General features: G+C 34.9%; 18 protein-coding genes. 7 read left to right on the plus strand and 11 right to left on the minus strand.

Annotation, left to right across the window (positions count from 1 at the left end; all coding sequences use genetic code 11):
* Nucleotides 1-51 precede the first annotated feature (51 nt).
* The 7 genes from LY01_RS13955 to LY01_RS13985 all read right to left on the minus strand — a co-directional run bounded on the left by LY01_RS13955 (nt 52) and on the right by LY01_RS13985 (nt 5,771).
* Nucleotides 52-840, minus strand: a complete 789-nt coding sequence (locus LY01_RS13955) for a TPM domain-containing protein (protein WP_104516633.1) — start codon at nt 838-840, stop codon at nt 52-54.
* On the minus strand, nt 840-1,277 hold the full coding sequence (locus LY01_RS13960) for a TPM domain-containing protein (RefSeq protein ID WP_104516634.1): 438 nt from the start codon (nt 1,275-1,277) through the stop codon (nt 840-842). The genes LY01_RS13955 and LY01_RS13960 overlap by 1 nt, the downstream gene beginning before the upstream one ends.
* Before the next feature lie 2 nt (nt 1,278-1,279).
* Entirely contained in the window at nt 1,280-1,891 is a 612-nt protein-coding gene (locus LY01_RS13965) for a LemA family protein (RefSeq protein ID WP_104516635.1), read from the minus strand.
* A 69-nt stretch (nt 1,892-1,960) separates the two neighbouring features.
* A complete protein-coding gene (locus LY01_RS13970; RefSeq protein WP_104516636.1) occupies nt 1,961-2,797 on the minus strand; it encodes an ABC transporter substrate-binding protein in 837 nt (278 codons plus the stop codon).
* Entirely contained in the window at nt 2,797-2,949 is a 153-nt protein-coding gene (locus tag LY01_RS13975; RefSeq protein WP_104516637.1) for an SsrA-binding protein, read from the minus strand. Before LY01_RS13975 ends, LY01_RS13970 begins: the two co-directional genes overlap by 1 nt.
* A 103-nt stretch (nt 2,950-3,052) precedes the next feature.
* A complete protein-coding gene (locus tag LY01_RS13980) occupies nt 3,053-5,410 on the minus strand; it encodes a M56 family metallopeptidase (protein ID WP_104516638.1) in 2,358 nt (785 codons plus the stop codon).
* Nucleotide 5,411: 1 nt separating this feature from the next.
* The gene (locus LY01_RS13985) at nt 5,412-5,771 is read right to left on the minus strand and encodes a BlaI/MecI/CopY family transcriptional regulator (RefSeq protein ID WP_104516639.1); all 360 of its coding nucleotides are present in this window, start codon (nt 5,769-5,771) and stop codon (nt 5,412-5,414) included.
* A 180-nt stretch (nt 5,772-5,951) separates the two neighbouring features.
* Here LY01_RS13985 and trmD point away from each other — a divergent pair, with 180 nt between their 5' ends.
* From trmD to LY01_RS14010, 5 genes are all read left to right on the plus strand, one after another.
* Nucleotides 5,952-6,632: a tRNA (guanosine(37)-N1)-methyltransferase TrmD gene (trmD, locus tag LY01_RS13990; RefSeq protein WP_104516640.1), complete on the plus strand. Its 681-nt coding sequence runs from the start codon at nt 5,952-5,954 to the stop codon at nt 6,630-6,632.
* A gap of 47 nt (nt 6,633-6,679) precedes the next feature.
* Complete coding sequence (locus LY01_RS13995; protein WP_104516641.1) at nt 6,680-7,042, plus strand: T9SS type A sorting domain-containing protein; 363 nt, start codon at nt 6,680-6,682, stop codon at nt 7,040-7,042.
* Nucleotides 7,043-7,173: 131 nt separating this feature from the next.
* On the plus strand, nt 7,174-7,527 hold the full coding sequence (gene rplS / locus LY01_RS14000) for a 50S ribosomal protein L19 (protein ID WP_104516642.1): 354 nt from the start codon (nt 7,174-7,176) through the stop codon (nt 7,525-7,527).
* A gap of 385 nt (nt 7,528-7,912) precedes the next feature.
* Nucleotides 7,913-10,132 carry an NADP-dependent isocitrate dehydrogenase gene (locus LY01_RS14005; protein ID WP_104516643.1) on the plus strand — a complete coding sequence of 740 codons (2,220 nt, stop codon included), beginning with the start codon at nt 7,913-7,915 and terminating at the stop codon, nt 10,130-10,132.
* Between the two features lie 173 nt (nt 10,133-10,305).
* Entirely contained in the window at nt 10,306-10,710 is a 405-nt protein-coding gene (locus LY01_RS14010) for a DUF2306 domain-containing protein (protein ID WP_104516644.1), read from the plus strand.
* A gap of 53 nt (nt 10,711-10,763) precedes the next feature.
* Here LY01_RS14010 and LY01_RS14015 read toward each other — a convergent pair whose 3' ends face one another.
* The 4 genes from LY01_RS14015 to LY01_RS14030 all read right to left on the minus strand — a co-directional run bounded on the left by LY01_RS14015 (nt 10,764) and on the right by LY01_RS14030 (nt 14,813).
* On the minus strand, nt 10,764-12,029 hold the full coding sequence (locus LY01_RS14015; protein WP_245890751.1) for a BamA/TamA family outer membrane protein: 1,266 nt from the start codon (nt 12,027-12,029) through the stop codon (nt 10,764-10,766).
* 11 nt (nt 12,030-12,040) lie between these two features.
* Complete coding sequence (locus LY01_RS14020) at nt 12,041-12,955, minus strand: transporter (RefSeq protein WP_104516712.1); 915 nt, start codon at nt 12,953-12,955, stop codon at nt 12,041-12,043.
* A 4-nt stretch (nt 12,956-12,959) separates the two neighbouring features.
* Nucleotides 12,960-13,667, minus strand: coding sequence for a DUF547 domain-containing protein (locus LY01_RS14025; protein ID WP_104516646.1), 708 nt, complete (start codon nt 13,665-13,667; stop codon nt 12,960-12,962).
* Nucleotides 13,668-14,012: 345 nt separating this feature from the next.
* Nucleotides 14,013-14,813 (minus strand): MBL fold metallo-hydrolase, encoded by an 801-nt coding sequence (locus LY01_RS14030; RefSeq protein ID WP_104516647.1) that lies wholly within the window; start codon nt 14,811-14,813, stop codon nt 14,013-14,015.
* 263 nt (nt 14,814-15,076) lie between these two features.
* Here LY01_RS14030 and LY01_RS14035 point away from each other — a divergent pair, with 263 nt between their 5' ends.
* Both LY01_RS14035 and LY01_RS14040 read left to right on the plus strand, forming a co-directional pair.
* Entirely contained in the window at nt 15,077-16,543 is a 1,467-nt protein-coding gene (locus tag LY01_RS14035) for a PhoX family protein (RefSeq protein ID WP_104516648.1), read from the plus strand.
* Between the two features lies 1 nt (nt 16,544).
* Nucleotides 16,545-18,377 (plus strand): cytochrome-c peroxidase, encoded by a 1,833-nt coding sequence (locus LY01_RS14040; protein WP_104516649.1) that lies wholly within the window; start codon nt 16,545-16,547, stop codon nt 18,375-18,377.
* Nucleotide 18,378: the final 1 nt, after the last annotated feature.

Consider the following 18,378-nt stretch of genomic DNA (forward strand, 5'->3'; position numbering starts at 1 on the left):
TACCTTAAACTTGTTTTGAGGTTTTATTAGAAATGTAGATGTAAAATAAATTTACCAGCTACCACCAGCGCCACCGCCACCAAAACCACCGCCGCCGAAGCCGCCAAAACCACCACCGCCAAAGCCACCTGAAGAGCCACCACCGAAGCTACCGCCGCCAAAACCGCCGCGCCCCATATTACTTAAAATAATAATGTCGAGTAATGAACCACCAGAACCACCTCTACCTCCATTATTGTCATTTCCTTTGTTTTTAACATTCATAATAATGAAAAATAAAAACACTGCAAATATTAACAAAACACTCCATGGAAATGGTTGTCCACTGCCAGCTGTACCTTGAAACTCGCCTTGTAGGGTTTCAAAAATAGCGTCTGCACCTAGGTTTAAACCGTTGTAATAATTGCTATTCTTAAAATTAGGAATTAAAACTCTATTTACTATACGCTCTGCATCTCTATCTGACATTATAGATTCTATACCATAACCTGTATTGATATCTACCTGTCTATCATTTATAGCTAGAATGAGCAATATACCATTATCCTTACCTTTCTGGCCTATACCCCACTCTTGTCCCCATCTAGCGCCTAAACGATCTAGCTCTTCACCATTTGATGATTTTATGGTTGCAAAAACTAGTTGAGTAGATGTGGTGTCTGCATAGCGTTTCAGTTTATTATTGAGAGATGTTCTTTGAACAGGTGTAAGCACCTGGCCAGCATCATAAACATATGGTGTTTGTGAACTGCTACCTGGCTTTGCTGGAATGGCAAATTGTCCAAAAGCAAGATTTGAAAACCCTATGAATACGATTATGATTAGGAATAAGTACCTCATTAACTTACAGATATTTCGTCAGGCAATTCATTAACATCATTTACATCCCATGGAAAATAGGTCGCAAGTTTTTCACCCACGAGCTCTATTCCTTGAACAAGTCCGTTTTGGAATTCGCTTTCGCGAAAGCGAGACAAAACAACATCTCTAACAGACGTCCAGAAGTCATCACCTACTCTAGCGTGTATTCCTTTATCACCTATGAGGGCAAATTTCTTATCATCCACGGCTACATAGAAAAGAATTCCATTCTCTTCTTTAGTATTATCCATTTTTAATAAATGAAACAATTCTTGTGCGCGAGTGATAGGCTCATCACAGTGCGATTCTAGATGCACACGTATCTCACCACTGGTTAGCGACTCTGCTTTACGTATAGCATCTACTATTGCTTTTTCTTGTGATGCTGTAAGGAAATCTTCTACTTTAACTGACATGATTAATCGTCGCCAAATAAGTCACCTACATCTGGAGCTTTTTCTGAACCTGCGTCTGCCTGATAGAATCCTGAAGGATTAAAATCAAAAATGCCTGCTAGTAAATTACCAGGGAATTTTTTAATGTGAATATTATAAGATCCTACAGCGCCATTATAGCGATTGCGCTCTACGTTAATGCGGTTTTCTGTGCGCTCTAATTCATTGATTAATTCAAAGAAATTTTCATTTGCTTTTAAATCTGGATAGTTTTCATAAGTAGCAAGTAATCTACCTAAACCAGAACTTACCTGACTCTGCGCCTGTGAGAATGCCGCAAGGTTTTCTTCAGTAAGATTAGTTGCATCTACATCTATAGCTACTTGAGTAGCTTTGGCTCTTGCTTCTATAACACCTATTAAAGTTTCCTGCTCAAACTCTGCATATTTCTTAGCTGTAGAAACAATGTTAGGAATTAAGTCGTTACGACGTTGATAACTACTCTCTACATTTGCCCATGCGCCGCCTACACCTTCACTTAAACTTACTGCACTATTGTACCAGTAAATACCATAAATAACTATTAATCCTAGTATTATTCCAGCTAGACCTAATCCACCACCTATTTTTTGCATCTATATATTTTTTAATTCTTTTGTTAATTCTAAAATCAAAGTTACATGAAAATTAGAAATCTGTTTTTCTTAAATAGTTAAGTCGGTATTTTTAGGTTGTAAACTTTGTAAATACTCTGGCGTTTTTAACAGTCTAGAACCGTACCAAGAGAACAACTCACCATCTACCACCTTAAAATCTGGTGTAACGTTAGGTTTTATAGGGTCTTGAGACGGTGCTGTTAGAAAGGCTAGTTTCATCTCAGCAATATCGTCTGTAGTAAATGGATAAGGTTCTGAAGATAAGAAAACAGCATCTGGCTGTAACTTAATCATCGCCTCCATATCAAGTTCTGGATATCTGGTAAGTTCTTGAGCCGCATTAGAAAAACCTGCTCTTGCCAGCATGTCATTAATAAATGTACCTGTACCGACTGCCATGTATGGCTTTTTCCAGATAAGGTAAAGAGCTTTATGATTTACTTCTGGCTTAGGCAATGTTTTAAATGCGCTAGAAATATTACGTATCAGGGATTTTGCTTTAAACTTAGTTCCTGTTATTTCTCCTACATCTGCTATCATCTCTAGAGCCTGTTCTAGAGTATCAATATCTGACACATAAGTAGGCGCTATGTGATCACAAAATTCAACGATCTTTTGGTTATTTTCTTCTCTATTACAAATAATAAGATCTGGCTGTAATTCTATAATGCGAGATTCTACTATTTTTTTAGTTCCGCCTACTACGGTTTTCTCATCTATTAATCCTGCTGGGTGTATGCAGTAACGAGTCACACCTACCAGCCTGTCTGCTAGACCTAAGTCTATAAGTAATTCTGTCTGAGATGGTACTAGTGATATGATACGTTGTGGTAGTTGATCTAACTCGATCATTCTACCTAATTGATCTGGTATTTTACAAAACATTAATCTAGTGCATTTTTAGTTACCCATAATTTGTATCCAAAAATTGCCATTTGCAATTTACTTGCTTTAGCTAGATCTAATCGCTTTTTTGTAAAGCTGGGTAAAACCGCTTTATTTAATCGAGCTAGTATCTTGAACACATCTTTCTTCATACACCAAATGTAAGGTTTTGTAAGCCTTTACTTAAGTATTAAATAGTAAAACCCATTCTAAAGGCTAGAATGGGTTTTACAGGTAATCCAAATGAAGTTTTAATTACTTAAACGGCACCATGCTTATAGATGGCGAGTCTGATCCTTCTTTAAAGACAATTTTTAATTCTTTATAGCCAGCAGTAGATTGATATGCATATTGAGCACCATCGATATCAAACTTTAATTTCACTAAGCGATCGTTTTTCATGCGATGTGTTTTTAGTTTAAAAGTATGCCCAGCATCTTCAAGTCTCTCTCTCAGCTTTTCAAAACGCTCTTCTGACATATCATCAAAGTGGAATTCTGATTCGATATTATCGCTTGGGTAAACATAAACAACATTTGTATCTCCATACCCAACTCTACTTACTCTTTTAGAACCTATCTTTTCCAGCAATTCTGCACGTCTCGCTTCTTTAACTTCTGTCCTTTTACTTATTAAGGAATCTCTACGAGCCGCATAGCCAGCTTTTATTTCTTCGCGTTTTTGAAGCATTTCTTGTTTTTTGGATATTATCAAAGCTCGACGATTATCTATATCAGTATTTTTAGTGGTGATAAGAACGACACCATTTGTTGCTTTCTCACCATAAAGAGAAGTAGCTTCTTTATTTTTAAGAACAGAAACACTCTCAATAAGCTTAGGGTCGATAAGATTTGCAATTTCTGCATTGGTCTCTTTTCCATTAACTATCATTAAAGCTGAATTTTCACCTAGATCTAACTTTTCAATACTGACGTTTTCTGTTATAGTAGTAGAAACACCGTTCTTACTCGTGTGCACAGTTTTTGGATAATCAAAATAGATAACATTTAAAGAGTCTAGCTGAACGTTTTTCAATCTTGCCTGTATCTTATTTTTAAGAGAATCTACATCATCAAATTGAAATGAATCACTGTTTAACAAGCTATCTATATTTTTGCCATTAGTAGATTCCATCATTGAAAAAATAACTGCATTCCTTGCTTCTTCTCGAGCAATCAGCTCTTCCATTTGTGCTATTGTTATTAAGCTGTCACCACTTTTCACTAAAGAATCAGAATCTGATGTATACGTGTAAGATGAGGTAATGGTAGAATAAGAGTTTTTATTTGCTACACCTGTACAGTCTCCCATACTCCACGACTTAGAATCTCCCTCAATCTCTCCTTTTACACAAATGGATTTTATACCACTTGTAGCACTGTATTCCTGAGAACCTTTGTAACCGTTATTGTCATCTAGCGAAATCTTGATTCTTACTATTTTCCCTCTTTTGATTTTTAACTTACTGTAATTAAAATCTACATTGTATTCTTTCTTTAAATAAGTCTTCTTTTCATCAAGATATTCTTTTGTAGAAGTAGGTTCTATTGAGAAATTTATGGTGTGGTCAAAATCTATAATAGGATCTTCACTCCACAGTTCTTGTGCTATTCCTACCTCTTCTTCTGAAGTAGTTGTTGCATTTTCAATTGTATCAATAACAGAGGATTCATCATTATTATTTGTGACAGAATCCATTTGTCGAGCATTTTCATTTTTAACATACTCTATTTCTTCTACTACATTAAAACTGTAGAGAAAAAGTACGATAACTGGTAGTATCAATGCATATTTATAGGCATTCCAGTTGGCAGACGCTTCTTTTTGTAACATAACAATTCGTTTTTTGATAAATGGTGTGAAAAAATTATTAGCCAGTGCTGGTTGCATATGACTTGCAGCAGCACTTAATAAAGTGCGCTCGTAGCTTATTCCTGTAGTGTTTTTAACTTTGGCTTTTGAGTCGGCAATAAATTCTAAGTTCTCACCTATCTGCCTCTTTAACAACCACACTAGTGGATTGATCCAGAATAGGGCTTTAAAAAGATGCGACGCAATTAAATCTATAGAATGCCATTCTCTAGCGTGGACTTTCTCGTGTTCTAGAATTAAATCTAGTTCTGGCGATTGCTGGTCTGACGTAGAGTAACATATATAGTTAAAGAAACTGAAAGGTGTCAGCTTTCGCGAAAGCGTAACTATAACAAACTTACCAGATCTCTTTTTATCACCAGAACGTATTAAGCTGCGCAGCGAACTTAATTCTACTATCATTTTACCTATAAAAAATATAGAAATGGCAATGTATAGATAGAAGAATAGCATGGCATAGTCAAAGGCTACTGCAGTTTCTTCTACCATAGACTGTTGTAAAACAGATACCATAGGTGTCGCTAGTTGTTGGGGCAAATAGACCACTTGTTCTGGTTGCTCTACATAAACGGTTTGGGTAATTTCTACTAGCGGAAACAATATACTTGCTGCTATACCTGCCAGTAAAAACCATCTGTTTGCGTTAAAAAATGTGAGCCTGCGTAGTAAGAAATGATAAACAAGTACAAATATGCTAAGTACTCCGGCGCTTTTTAAAAGATATTCTATAGCTGTTTCCATCTTATTTTTCTTTAGATTCTATCATTTCTAAAATCTCTCTCAACTCTGTCGCGCTTATTTTCTCTTCTTTGGCAAAAAAGGAAACCATGTTTTTATAAGAGTCGTTAAAGTAACTAGTCATGGCATTATTTACAAACTTGTTGCGATAGTCATCTTTTTTTACCACTGGAAAATAACGATGTGTTTTACCGAATGCCTCATAACCCACATACTTCTTCTCTTCTAGCTTGCGCACAATAGTAGAAACCGTATTATAATGATTAGTCCCTTTTAAATGAGGTACTATTTCTTTTACAAAGGCTTTTTCTAGATCCCAAAGCGCCTGCATTACCTCTTCTTCTTTTTGCGTTAATTTTTCCATTTCTATATGATTTACTTTGAAACTACTTTTATTGATGAAACAAACATATAACTATTATTATAGTTATCAAACTATTTATGTAGTTATTAAACTAATCGCATAGTTAATTATTGTTATTGACTGTTTATTTTTCTTTTAACAACTTACAATTCCTTTAACTTTGCATTAAAATCAAGTATCGTGCGCATAGACATTATAACCGTATTACCAGAATTAATAAAAAGTCCCTTTGAAGCATCCATTTTAAAACGTGGTATAGAAAAAGGTCTTGTAGAAGTGCACATGCATGATTTAAGAAAATACGGACTTAATAAATACAATCAAGTAGACGACTATCAATATGGTGGTGGCGCTGGTATGGTAATGATGATTGAGCCACTGGATAAATTAATACATGAGCTTAAAGAAGGTCGTGAATATGACGAGGTTATCTATATGACACCAGATGGTGTGACTCTTAATCAAGGAATGGCAAACCATTTATCCCTTAAAGAGAACATCATGATTATTTGTGGTCATTATAAAGGAATCGATCAACGTGTGAGAGATCTTTATATTACTAGAGAGATTTCTATAGGTGATTATGTACTGTCTGGCGGTGAGTTAGGTGCTGCCGTTTTATGCGATGCATTGATAAGATTAATTCCTGGCGTGATTAGTGATGAGACTAGTGCATTAACCGATAGTTTTCAAGATGGTTTACTTGCTCCACCGGTTTACACGCGTCCTGCCGATTATAAAGGACATAAAGTGCCGGATATTTTATTAAGCGGTCATTTAAAAGCGATAGAAGAATGGAGAGAAGAAAAAGCCTTTGAAAGAACACGTGAACGAAGACCTGACCTTTTAAATGAGGATTAGTATCAAAAATCGGTTAAAAAGTTTTAACTTTACGATACAATATTATTATGAATAGAATTTTACTCTTTATTTTATTAAGCGTTTTTACGTTATCACAGAGCACTGCTACTTTGCAAAAAGACAGTAATGACTCTACTATTACTGTGAAAACAGATAAGGAAAAAGAAAAATTAACCGTTCTTACTAATCCTGTAAAGGATGGCTATTTAAAAATAACTTTTACTAGTGCTCATAGTAACGACATTACTCTTACTATAATTAACTCCTTAGGTAAACAAGTGTATAATGCAAAAAGAGGTGTAAACAGCGATGTACAAACCTTTGATGTATCTAAGCTTACTGCTGGTATATACTTCTTAAGAGTGAGTACTTCTTCTTCTAACTTTGTAAAAAAGCTGATCATACGATAATTGATATTTAAAAACTCTTGTTTTTATTTGTCAGTTTATAACAAGTTTGTATTTTTGCAGCTCGTAAAAATTAACCTCTGACGATAATCGTGCATGTTATTCATTACTCAATCTAATTAATTCCTATTTACATGGAAAAGTTAATAAAATTCGTACAAGACGAATTCGTAGAAAAAAAAGATTTACCTAAATTCTCAGCTGGAGATACTATCACTGTATACTATGAGATTAAAGAAGGTGAAAAAAGTCGTACTCAGTTCTTCCGTGGAGTTGTTCTTCAATTAAGAGGTACTGGAGCTACAAAAACTTTTACAATTAGAAAAATGTCTGGTAACATAGGTGTAGAGCGTATCTTCCCATTAAACTTACCAGCTATTCAGAAAATCGAAGTGAACAAGTATGGAGCTGTACGTAGAAAGCGTATCTTCTACTTCAGAGAACTTACTGGAAAGAAAGCACGTATCAAAGAAGCGCGCAGAAAGTAATCTTTCTTCAACATATTTTAAAAAGCTGTCCACATCGGACAGCTTTTTTTGTGTAATAAATTCAAATATAGAAATCTTATCGCCAATTTTAACTGTGGCATGATGCTGTTATACTCTAAAACAAACCATCTATTTAATTCATTCTCACGGTAAAAAACCTATATAATCACACATCAATAATATATAAAGAATTAAACCGCTCTTATTTTCAAATTAATAAAATAAAGGTCTTTAATTTATCAATTTGATAATCTGATTTACTTTACTAAGGATAAGCTAAATCTGTTTTAAAAACCTAGTCAAAACCTTATATTTGTGTACCGCATATTTACATCGCAAACGATTGAATATGCTACATTAATTTTTAACCTTAACCCTATACAACATGGCAGATCAACCTAAGATCATATATACAAAAACAGATGAAGCACCAGCACTAGCAACTGCTTCTTTCTTACCTATCATTAAAAAATTTATCGCTCCTGCAGGAATTGATATTGAGACTAGAGATATCTCACTTGCTGGTAGAATACTTGCTGTTTTCCCAGAAAGATTAAAGGAAGATCAAAAACACGATAACGCTCTAGCAGAATTAGGTGACCTAGTTAAGCAACCTGATGCTAATGTTATCAAATTGCCTAACATATCTGCATCGGTACCTCAACTTAACGATGCTATAGAAGAACTACAGGCAAAAGGATATGATATTCCTAACTATCCTGAAGATCCACAAACTGACGAGGAGAAAGATGCTAAGTCTCGTTATGATAAAATAAAAGGTAGTGCGGTAAATCCAGTATTACGTGAAGGAAACTCTGACCGTCGCGCTCCTAAGCCAGTGAAGCAATACGCAAGAAATAATCCACACTCTATGGGTGCCTGGAGTAGTGATTCTAAATCTCATGTTTCTACTATGACAGCAGGAGATTTTGCACACAATGAAAAAAGTTTTACAACTAGCAAAGCTACTACTGTAAATATACAACTGGTAGATAAAGCAAACAGAACTCACATACTTAAAGAAGGCCTTGAATTATTAGAAGGCGAGATTCTAGATGGTACCTTTATGAGTAAAGATGCTTTAATAGAATTTCTAGAAGAACAAATAGATGACTCTTTAGAGAAAGATGTACTTTTCTCTCTACACATGAAAGCAACTATGATGAAGGTCTCTGACCCTATCATCTTTGGTCACGCAGTAAAAGTATTCTTCAAGCCGTTGTTTGAAAAATATGCTACAGTATTCAATAAATTAGGAGTTGACGTAAATAATGGATTTGGTGATCTATTAAGTAAACTTCATGAATTACCTGAATTAGAAAGAGAAGAGATTCAAGACGAAATACGTAAAGTATTAGAACACAGACCATCTCTTGCTATGGTAAATAGTGACCATGGTATTACTAACCTACACGTACCTAGTGATGTAATTATTGATGCTTCTATGCCAGCAATGATTAGAAACTCTGGTCAGATGTGGAATAAAGAAGGTAAGTCTCAAGATACTAAAGCCGTTATTCCAGATAGCTCTTATGCTGGTATTTATGACGCAACTATCGAATTTTGTAAAAAGAACGGTGCATTTGACCCTGTAACTATGGGAACAGTACCTAACGTAGGGCTTATGGCTCAAAAAGCTGAAGAATACGGTTCTCATGATAAGACGTTTGAAATAGGTTACGGTGGTAAAGTACAAGTAGTAGACGCAGATGGTACTGTATACCTAGAGCACGATGTAGAGGCTGGAGATATATGGAGAGCATGCCAGACTAAGGACGCACCTATACAAGACTGGGTAAAGCTAGCTGTTTCTAGAGCTCGCGCGACTAATGATCCTGCTATTTTCTGGTTAGATGAAAATAGAGCTCACGATGCTGAAATCATTAAAAAAGTAAATCTTTATCTTAAAGATCACGATACAGAAGGACTAGACATAACTATCGCATCTCCTATTAAAGCAACAGAGCGTACTTTAAGAAGAATGAAAGATGGTGAAAACACAATCTCTGTAACAGGTAATGTATTGAGAGATTATAATACAGATTTATTTCCTATTCTAGAAGTAGGTACTAGTGCAAAAATGCTTTCTATCGTACCATTAATGAATGGTGGTGGTCTTTTTGAAACTGGTGCTGGTGGTAGTGCTCCTAAGCACGTACAGCAGTTTGAACAAGAAAATCACTTACGTTGGGATTCTTTAGGAGAGTTTCTTGCACTAGCGGTTTCTTTAGAACACCTTGCTATTTCTAATAAAAATGAAAAAGCACAAATTATTGCTGACGCACTAGATAGAGCCACTGAAAAATTCTTAACTAATAGAAAATCTCCATCTCGTAAAGTAAACGAGCTAGATAATAGAGGTTCTCATTATTACCTTGCAACTTACTGGGCACAAGAACTAGCAGACCAAGATCTAGATGAAGAACTTGCAGCACAATTCTCTCCTCTTGCAAATAAACTTGTTGAGAATGAAGAAACGATTACAAGTGAGTTAATCGCTGTACAAGGAAAACCTATGGACATAGGTGGTTATTACTTACCTAATTCAGAAAAAGAAGAAGCTGCAATGAGACCTAGTGCTACATTAAATGCTATCATAGACTAATTATAAAAGTATAAAAGCTTTTTTAATTATCAGTTTCAAAAATCCTCAAGCTTTGCTTGAGGATTTTTTTTATCTCTCGATATGACAATTCAGTAATCTATTTATACAAGTCAGGTAATTATTAAATATCAAAGCTACTCCATACATTTATATTTGATAAAAAATCTACCAACATGGAAAACCACTACACCACGTTATATTACACTTTAATGTACATACATTTAATCACGGTAATCCCATGTGTATTTATAGGTGCCTACCTTCTACTATTCAGTAAAGGGACTATCTGGCACAGAAATTTAGGTAAGTATTACATGATCTCTATGATGGTAACCGCTATAGTTTCTCTTTTTATGCCTGCCATGGTAGGACCGCAATTCTTAAACCACTTTGGTTACATTCACTTATTCAGCCTTCTTACTCTATGGTCGGTTCCTACTGCCTACATCGCAATTAGAAAAGGACAGGTTAAAAAGCATAAATTAAAAATGATTTTTCTTTACATAGGTGCATTAATCATAGCAGGCGGCTTTACATTCGTACCTGGTCGTTTTATGTACGAAGTCTTTTTTGGGTAATATGATTTTGTGGATCTCGCTTTCGCGAAAGCAGAATAAACATCATTATCCTATTAAAAATACTGCCCTATCCCAAAGACAAAACCCTGCGTAGCGTCAGGCGTGACTCCTGCACCGTAATCTATTCTAAAAATAGTATTGAAGATACGTTTATGAATAAAACGCAAACCTATACCTGGATATACTCTTATGTTTTGAGACTCACCAAAATCGGTTAATTCTCCTCCTGGATTTCTCCACGTCCCAGCATCTACAAAGGCATTTCCTTGCAGTACAAACCAGTCCTTATCTATAAAAGAATGACGGTATTCTGTATTTAAAACAATTGCCGCCGTACCTCTATCGATGGTATTACCGACACCGCGTATATTCAAATTATTATCTACCGCAAATGGCGCAAAAGGAGAATCGTCATTAGTAGAAAAACCTACTCTTAAACGATTTGCCCAGTTACCACGCTCTCCTATTCTATGAAAATAGGTAAAATCATTTCGCCATATAGTAAAACTAGGCAACGCACTATCAGAACTATCTACATATTGTAAATTAAAGAGACTCTTAAATCCTTCATGATACTGGTAGTAACTATTTACACCATTGTATTCATAAATTAACTTAGCTAAAAATTTACTTACCTCTAAGTTTTGTGGGACCGTAGTAGATGTGGCGCCACTTAAATAATTGTATTTCTCAGTAAAGGTGCTCAACGCTATTTCGGCACGATGATTTAAACTTAACTGATGTAAAACACCAGCGGTAAAAGAGACATTATTATATTTATACTGCGCTACCTGATTATTAAAAAAAACAGGCTCTTCAGTTGTGAGCGATTGCGCCATAAAGGATAATCCCCAATTTTTATTAATTAAATAAGGTGCTCTTACATTAAGACCATAAGAATCAAAGATGTCTTTTTGATAAAAAATACCTACGGCTACACCTTTGCCAAATGTATTGAACTCGGTAACACCTAATCGGTAAGCTACCTCATCTTCATCTGTGGTATAAAAATTAAAATATGGGATAATGGTAAAATTCTCTTGTACACCGTAAACTATTTTATAATCACTATCTACTTTATGCACTTGATAATAAGCATGTGCAATCCCAGCTTCACGTTTTAATCTTATAATATCATTTTCTAATAGTGTGCTATCTAGTTGCTGTCCTATCTTTAAATTAATGATAGATTTTATATAAGGTGTTTTAGTCTTTTTATTATCCTGTATTACTATTTCTTGGATAGTCTGACTATAAGAAAAGACACTTACCACTAGCATCGCTAGAGTGATAAATGTCTTAAATTCTTTATGAAACAATGTTTCTATTTTTAAAGTACAAGTCGCAAACCTAAATTAAAAGTCTCTCCTAGTCCTGTATTATTACCTCTTACAAAGTTAGTATAAAGTGTCTCTACATTAAGCTCTTTAGTTAATTGATATTTAAGACCACCACCTAATGCCGTAAAATCCTGTTCAAAATTATTTCCTAAATCGATACGTTGCGAGTGTTGTGCTAGTGCGAGAATAGTAAATTTAGAAGACGGGAAATAACTCAAGAATATACCTGGTGTTAAGTTTAAACTGTTATTTGCAAAACTACCATCTACTTGTACACCATCGCTATTAAACTCTGCATCTTTACCTAAGCTGAATTCAGAATTCAACTCAGCAAATATTTGCCAGTCTTTACTTGGGAAAGTGTAATCGTAGAAAAATCTATTCTGAATACGGAAACTTTTCTGAGCTAGAAAAACACCATCCTTTACCTCATCTTTAACGAGCGGTATAAACACAGAACTCTGAATAGAAAAATTATTTATAGATTCAAAAGGAACGAATTTTACAGAAGGTGCAAATGCAGTAAGACCAGATGCTCGCTCACCTTCTATATTCTGAAAACGTAAAGTTTCTAACGGCCATTTATCTCTTATTACATTACTACGCAATTCTAGAATTACACCTACATTCCATTTCTTATTATTACCTACTCCGGTATATGCCTCTAGAGTAGAAGTAAAAAATGTCTGTCTTGCTTCTCTCCCATCACTGAAGGTACTTTCTGTCTGAGTATAAAGGTTATTGAACCACTTTATATCATATTGTCCTTTACCTATCAACTTTGATGGTGTTAGTGTCTGTATTACAGACCCTTCTTCTTCACTACTCTCTTGTGCCTGTACATTTACGCATAAAGAAATTACAAATGCTGCAAGCAGCCATAAGTTGGTTGTTTGAATTTTCATGGTTTTATTTTTTATTGATTTTCCAGTTATATGGGTAATATGTGATTTTTGTTTTAGCGGCAAAAGGCTCTTTTCTATACTTATTTATAAAATCTATAGTTTTGCCATCTTGCTCAAAGTCTGCCTTGTACCATTCAAATATTTGAGATACTGCTACTTTCTTACCTGGCTTTATAAATTTATCGTTATTAATTGCAAGCTTAGTCTGTTGCTCTAATTGTGCATTTAGTGTAGCCGGCAAATAAGCCTTAGATATTAAAGGTGGACAACCTACAGCGCCACAAACTAATACAAAATGAAATCTTGCATCCTTAAATTTTGCACGCAGCATCTTATTCTCAATATCATTTAAAGTAATGTTCTCACCAGCGATGGAGTACTTTGTCTTATCAAAAAAACCAGACTTATCTAGTGGCGAAGAAATAGGATAATTATCTACCAGACCTTTTATTACATGTAGATTATAAGCATTAATCCAGAATGCTTGAAAATCACTCGCACTAGATGTCTTAACTCTGATCTCCTGAGATAAAGAAACTAATTGATCTAATTCACTTCTATCAGCATGTATAGCGCTATAATCTACTCTACCACTTTTTACATGTTTCCCTAAAAAGGAATCTAGTTTACTGTGAAAAGAACTTAAATTCTGTGCGGTTCCCGTACTTGCTATGAGCAGTATTATTAAGAAACTATATAATTGGTTTTTCATGTTTTTAATTTTTATCAAAATTAGACTTGTTTGTTATAATTAGCGTTCTTTAAGTTATCATTTAAACTTCAAGTATTATCACAAGAGTATAACAGTTAGTTACCACCTTACTTATAACGCTAGATTACACTGCAAACATAGTTTCATATACCGGTTGCTATTTGACATATTATGCCTTTACGATGCTATATTTTTCCCGTTTAATGGTTTATGACTATGTAATTTTAAGATACACGCTTTCGCGAAAGCGAGAACAACACCATCAATATCACATATTAAGACATAAAAAAAAGGGAAACACTACTAGAGCATTTCCCTTTTATTTTAAAGCTTAAAAATCCTAAACTATTCTGTAGCTGCAGGATACCAGTCTAGAAGAGTTACCTCTATATCACTGTTGGTATCATTAATCATTTGTTTAAATTTTTCTACATCTTGAAAACCGTCTGTACCGCGGTAGTGATATGGCACTACTTCTTTAGGCTGAAATTCTAAAACAGCATTTGCCGCCTGATCTATGTCCATAGTGTATGGTAAATTCATACATACAAAAGCTTTGTCTATATTTTTCAAAGCTCTCATTTCTGGAATATCTTCCGTATCGCCAGATATATAGATACGGTATCCGTTTTTCTCTAGCACATATCCATTACCTCTACCTTTTACATGTTTATCTAATCGACCTTCAGTAAGGTTATACATAGGTATCGCTTCTATAGTTAATTCATTAACCGTAGTAGTATCACCATTATTAAGTACAAATGCATCCTGATCTTCTTTAATCTTTTCATTTACAGCGCTAGGCACAACTAGCTCTGTACCGTCAGTTCTTACTGCCGCTAGAGTTTCTGCATTGAGATGATCTCCATGAATATCTGTTACTAGAACAAGGTCTGCGGCAGGCATTCCTTCAAAGGCAGCAGCGCCACCTATTGGGTCTATATAAATAATTTGCCCATTCCAGTCCAGTACAAATGTAGCGTGTGATATAGGTGTCACTTTTACATCATTAGTCTTAACAGCATCCTTCATATCTACTTGCTCCATCGTAGAAGTTGCGTCTTCTATAATTGTTTCTTCCTTGTTTTCTTTACAAGAGATTGCCATTATAGAAACAGCTGTTAATGTGATCCATACTTTTTTCATCGTTTCTTTTTTTAAGTAAATCAAATTTAAGAACAGTACAATTGGTTTTACATAAAAAAAACTAAAATGATTGATTCAACAACTAACACTTTAAGATTAAGTAAGATAAACACATTCTATAAACCTTAAATTAAAATAGATAACCATTCTATAACTTTAAACAGGGCGATCGATAACAAATTTGTAAAACAAGCTTCATCTTGAGTTCTCATGTTTTAAATCAGTTAAAAATAAATTTGGCCAACTAAAAAACAACTAATAAAATGAAAACAAAATCTTTACTTTTTGCTGCTGCAGGAATAATAGGACTAACAGCATGTAATGATGACGATAATCAAGTTATCAATCCACAAGCTGAAAACGTAGAATTAAGAGCACACTCAATTACACCTAATTTCTTAAAAACTACTTCAGATTTTTCTTCTGTAAATGTTTACCCTATACTTTCCAGTGAAGATCAACTAACAGAAACTCCAGAATTCGTTTACGGTTCTATGGCAGACGGTCTAGGATTAATTTATAATGCAGACCAGCAAGACTACACTCTAATTAACAATATAGAAGCTGACTATTCTATAGCACGTATAACATTAGATAACACATTTAAACCAGTTGCTGGAGAATATATATTAAATGAAGAAGCAACAGGTTCTACAGCACAATGCTCTGGTTCTTTAATTACAGTAGATGAGCATGGTTTCGGTCCTCTTTACCTTTCTGGTGGAGAATGGGGTGGCGCATCAAAAGGTGTTTTTGCAACTGAAATCACTAAACACACTTCTTCCAGAATGTTTCCAGAAATGCTTACCGCAATGGGACAGTGGAGTACAGAAAACGCAGTAGCAATAGGTAAAGATGCTTATGATGATAAAACTGTAGTATTTATAGGTGATGACCACTCAGATAACAACACACCATCTGGACAGTTAGGTATGTATGTAGGTGATCGTGGTGATTTATACAATGGTAGTGTTTATGGTTTAAAAGTAGATACTGCAGGCATCAACTTTGAGATGGATATGGTAGAAGGACAGTCTTATGACGCTTCTTTTGTTGAATTAACAGAAAAAAACATAGACCTACTAGATGCTGAGGCAAAAACTAAAGGCGTTATGGGCTTTTCTAGACTAGAAGACATAGACTGGAGACGTGGCGATGACGGTAATCAAAGAGAGATTTACTTTGCAGTAACTGGACGTAAACAAGACGCTCTAGTAGGTAAAGGGTCTTTATACGGTCGTGTATATAAGGTAGAATTAAATGAAACTGATCCTACTGGACCTGCAAAAATTACTTGCGTTCTAGATGGTGATAAAATAGGTGGCGCTGCATGGGGTTTCCATAGTCCAGATAACATTCTTGTGACAGAGAACTATGCTTATATTCAAGAAGATCCTAATGGTTATTTTGATGATGCTGTAAGAAATCACTACGCTAGATTATATCAATATAATTTAAACACTGGTGAACTTAAAGTAGTCTTAGAATGTGACCAGGTTAGTGCAACTGCAGCAGGAATAGGTAGTGAAACAAGTGTATGGGAAATAACTGGAATGATAGACGTATCTGAACAGGTAGGAATAGACGGTACTTTTATGGTAGTTACCCAAAATCACGGTTGGGAGCCTGCAGACGGTAGTTCTTTTTCTGACCCTAATGCGGTAACTAACGTTGCTAGCAGTAGAAAAGAAGGTAGTATGTTATATGTTCTAACTGGATTAGATAGATAAGATGACACTATTTTACTTAAATGTAATAAAGAAGACCTGCTTTACCGCAGGTCTTCTCTTATTAATGATATCTTGTAAACAAGAGTCACCTCAATACGTTACACAAGTAGAGCTGCAGCCCTCTTTACAACTGCAAGAACTATTTATCAATGACCTTACCACGTGCAACAGCTATATAGATTCTCTTAAATCAACGACTCATACAGACAGCTTAAAATTCTATTTTAAAAAAGCACGTGTAGAGTTCAAAAAGATGGAACCTATTCTATCTTTTCAAGATTTAAATAATTATAATTTTTTAAACGCTCCTAATATTGTTAAAGTAGAAGAAGAAGATCTTACTGATATAAAAATCAGCAACCCTAGTAGCTTTCAGACACTAGAAGAAAACATCTTTAGCGATGCTCCAGACGTTGCATCTATTCATAATACAGCTGCTAAATTACAGTCTAGATTACAGGTTCTAATAAGAAATACCGACATAAAATTTTTTAAACCTTACCACGTTTTATGGTTGATACGTAAACAGTTTATACGCACCGCGACTACTGGGGTAACCGGTTTTGACTCACCTGTTTTAGAAAACAGTTTGATGGATGCTGTTACCGCTTTCGCGAAAGCGGAACAAATATTAAACCTTTATGATCATAACTTTAAAAACGACCAATTAAAAAGAACCTGGAAGCAAAAATTCCAAGATTCAAAAGAATTCCTAGAAGCTAGTAACTTTGAGGAATTTAATAGGTATGAATTCATAAAACTACACATAGATCCCATGTTGGTATTATGGAACAAAACCGCAAAAGACTGGCAGGTGCAATTCCCTTTACAAATGGCCATAGATAATAACGCCACTAGCTTATTCTCTAAAGAAGCTCTCTCTATAGATTATTTTGCAGGGCATAAAGTAACACCATTAACAGAGGATAAAATAGCTTTAGGAAAACGTCTTTTTAATGATAATCAATTATCTACTTCTAAAGAAATAAGCTGTGCCACTTGCCATAAAAGTGATATCGCTTTTACTGACGGACTAGCCATACCCAAAGGTCTTACTCGCAATAGTCCTAGCCTCACCTACAGCTCTTATCAACAAGATTTTTTCTATGATAAAAGAGCCGGTAGTCTAGAAGGACAAATAGTATCTGTTATTAATAATACACAAGAATTTCATTCAGATTTAAAACGCTTTACAGAGCATATTAATGAAGATGCAGAATACATAACAGCCTTTAAAACCGCTTACAACACTACTATCGATCAAAATACGGTAAGAACAGCTATCGCAAATTATGTGCGCAGCCTTAATTATTGGAATTCAAAATGGGATCGCAATATCAGAAATGAGGTCAATACGCTTACCTATTCAGAAATTAATGGTTTTAACCTCTTTAATGGTAAAGCAAAATGTGCTACCTGTCATTTTGCCCCTGTATTTAACGGTACCGTTCCACCAGATTTTATGGAAACCGAATTAGAACACTTAGGTGTACCTACAAAATCTGTGACCGAAAATGCTGTTATTGATAAAGATCTAGGAAGATTTAATGTCTATAAAACAGAGAATAGAAAACACTTCTTTAAAACACCTAGCCTTAGAAATGTAGCTATTACTGGACCATATATGCATAATGGAGCATACAACACTCTAGAAGAGGTTATTGAATTTTACGATCTAGGTGGCGGTTATGGAATAGGCATTACAGATCAAGAATACCAGACGCTCGCGACAGACCCATTGAACTTAACAGATCAGGAAAAAACAGATCTTATTAATTTCATGAATACACTGACTGACGAAGAGTTTTTAAAAGAATCCTACACAACTAAGTAGA

This window comes from Nonlabens xylanidelens, assembly GCF_002934445.1.
Classification (GTDB): domain Bacteria; phylum Bacteroidota; class Bacteroidia; order Flavobacteriales; family Flavobacteriaceae; genus Nonlabens; species Nonlabens xylanidelens.

Bases quoted from the DNA above. Each gene is read 5' to 3' on its own strand.
- LY01_RS13955 (WP_104516633.1), bottom strand. From the start codon at position 840: ATGAGGTACTTATTCCTAATCATAATCGTATTCATAGGGTTTTCAAAT.
- LY01_RS13960 (WP_104516634.1), bottom strand. From the start codon at position 1,277: ATGTCAGTTAAAGTAGAAGATTTCCTTACAGCATCACAAGAAAAAGCA.
- LY01_RS13965 (WP_104516635.1), bottom strand. From the start codon at position 1,891: ATGCAAAAAATAGGTGGTGGATTAGGTCTAGCTGGAATAATACTAGGA.
- LY01_RS13970 (WP_104516636.1), bottom strand. From the start codon at position 2,797: ATGTTTTGTAAAATACCAGATCAATTAGGTAGAATGATCGAGTTAGAT.
- LY01_RS13975 (WP_104516637.1), bottom strand. From the start codon at position 2,949: ATGAAGAAAGATGTGTTCAAGATACTAGCTCGATTAAATAAAGCGGTT.
- LY01_RS13980 (WP_104516638.1), bottom strand. From the start codon at position 5,410: ATGGAAACAGCTATAGAATATCTTTTAAAAAGCGCCGGAGTACTTAGC.
- LY01_RS13985 (WP_104516639.1), bottom strand. From the start codon at position 5,771: ATGGAAAAATTAACGCAAAAAGAAGAAGAGGTAATGCAGGCGCTTTGG.
- LY01_RS13995 (WP_104516641.1), top strand. From the start codon at position 6,680: ATGAATAGAATTTTACTCTTTATTTTATTAAGCGTTTTTACGTTATCA.
- rplS (WP_104516642.1), top strand. From the start codon at position 7,174: ATGGAAAAGTTAATAAAATTCGTACAAGACGAATTCGTAGAAAAAAAA.
- LY01_RS14005 (WP_104516643.1), top strand. From the start codon at position 7,913: ATGGCAGATCAACCTAAGATCATATATACAAAAACAGATGAAGCACCA.
- LY01_RS14010 (WP_104516644.1), top strand. From the start codon at position 10,306: ATGGAAAACCACTACACCACGTTATATTACACTTTAATGTACATACAT.
- LY01_RS14020 (WP_104516712.1), bottom strand. From the start codon at position 12,955: ATGAAAATTCAAACAACCAACTTATGGCTGCTTGCAGCATTTGTAATT.
- LY01_RS14025 (WP_104516646.1), bottom strand. From the start codon at position 13,667: ATGAAAAACCAATTATATAGTTTCTTAATAATACTGCTCATAGCAAGT.
- LY01_RS14030 (WP_104516647.1), bottom strand. From the start codon at position 14,813: ATGAAAAAAGTATGGATCACATTAACAGCTGTTTCTATAATGGCAATC.
- LY01_RS14035 (WP_104516648.1), top strand. From the start codon at position 15,077: ATGAAAACAAAATCTTTACTTTTTGCTGCTGCAGGAATAATAGGACTA.
- LY01_RS14040 (WP_104516649.1), top strand. From the start codon at position 16,545: ATGACACTATTTTACTTAAATGTAATAAAGAAGACCTGCTTTACCGCA.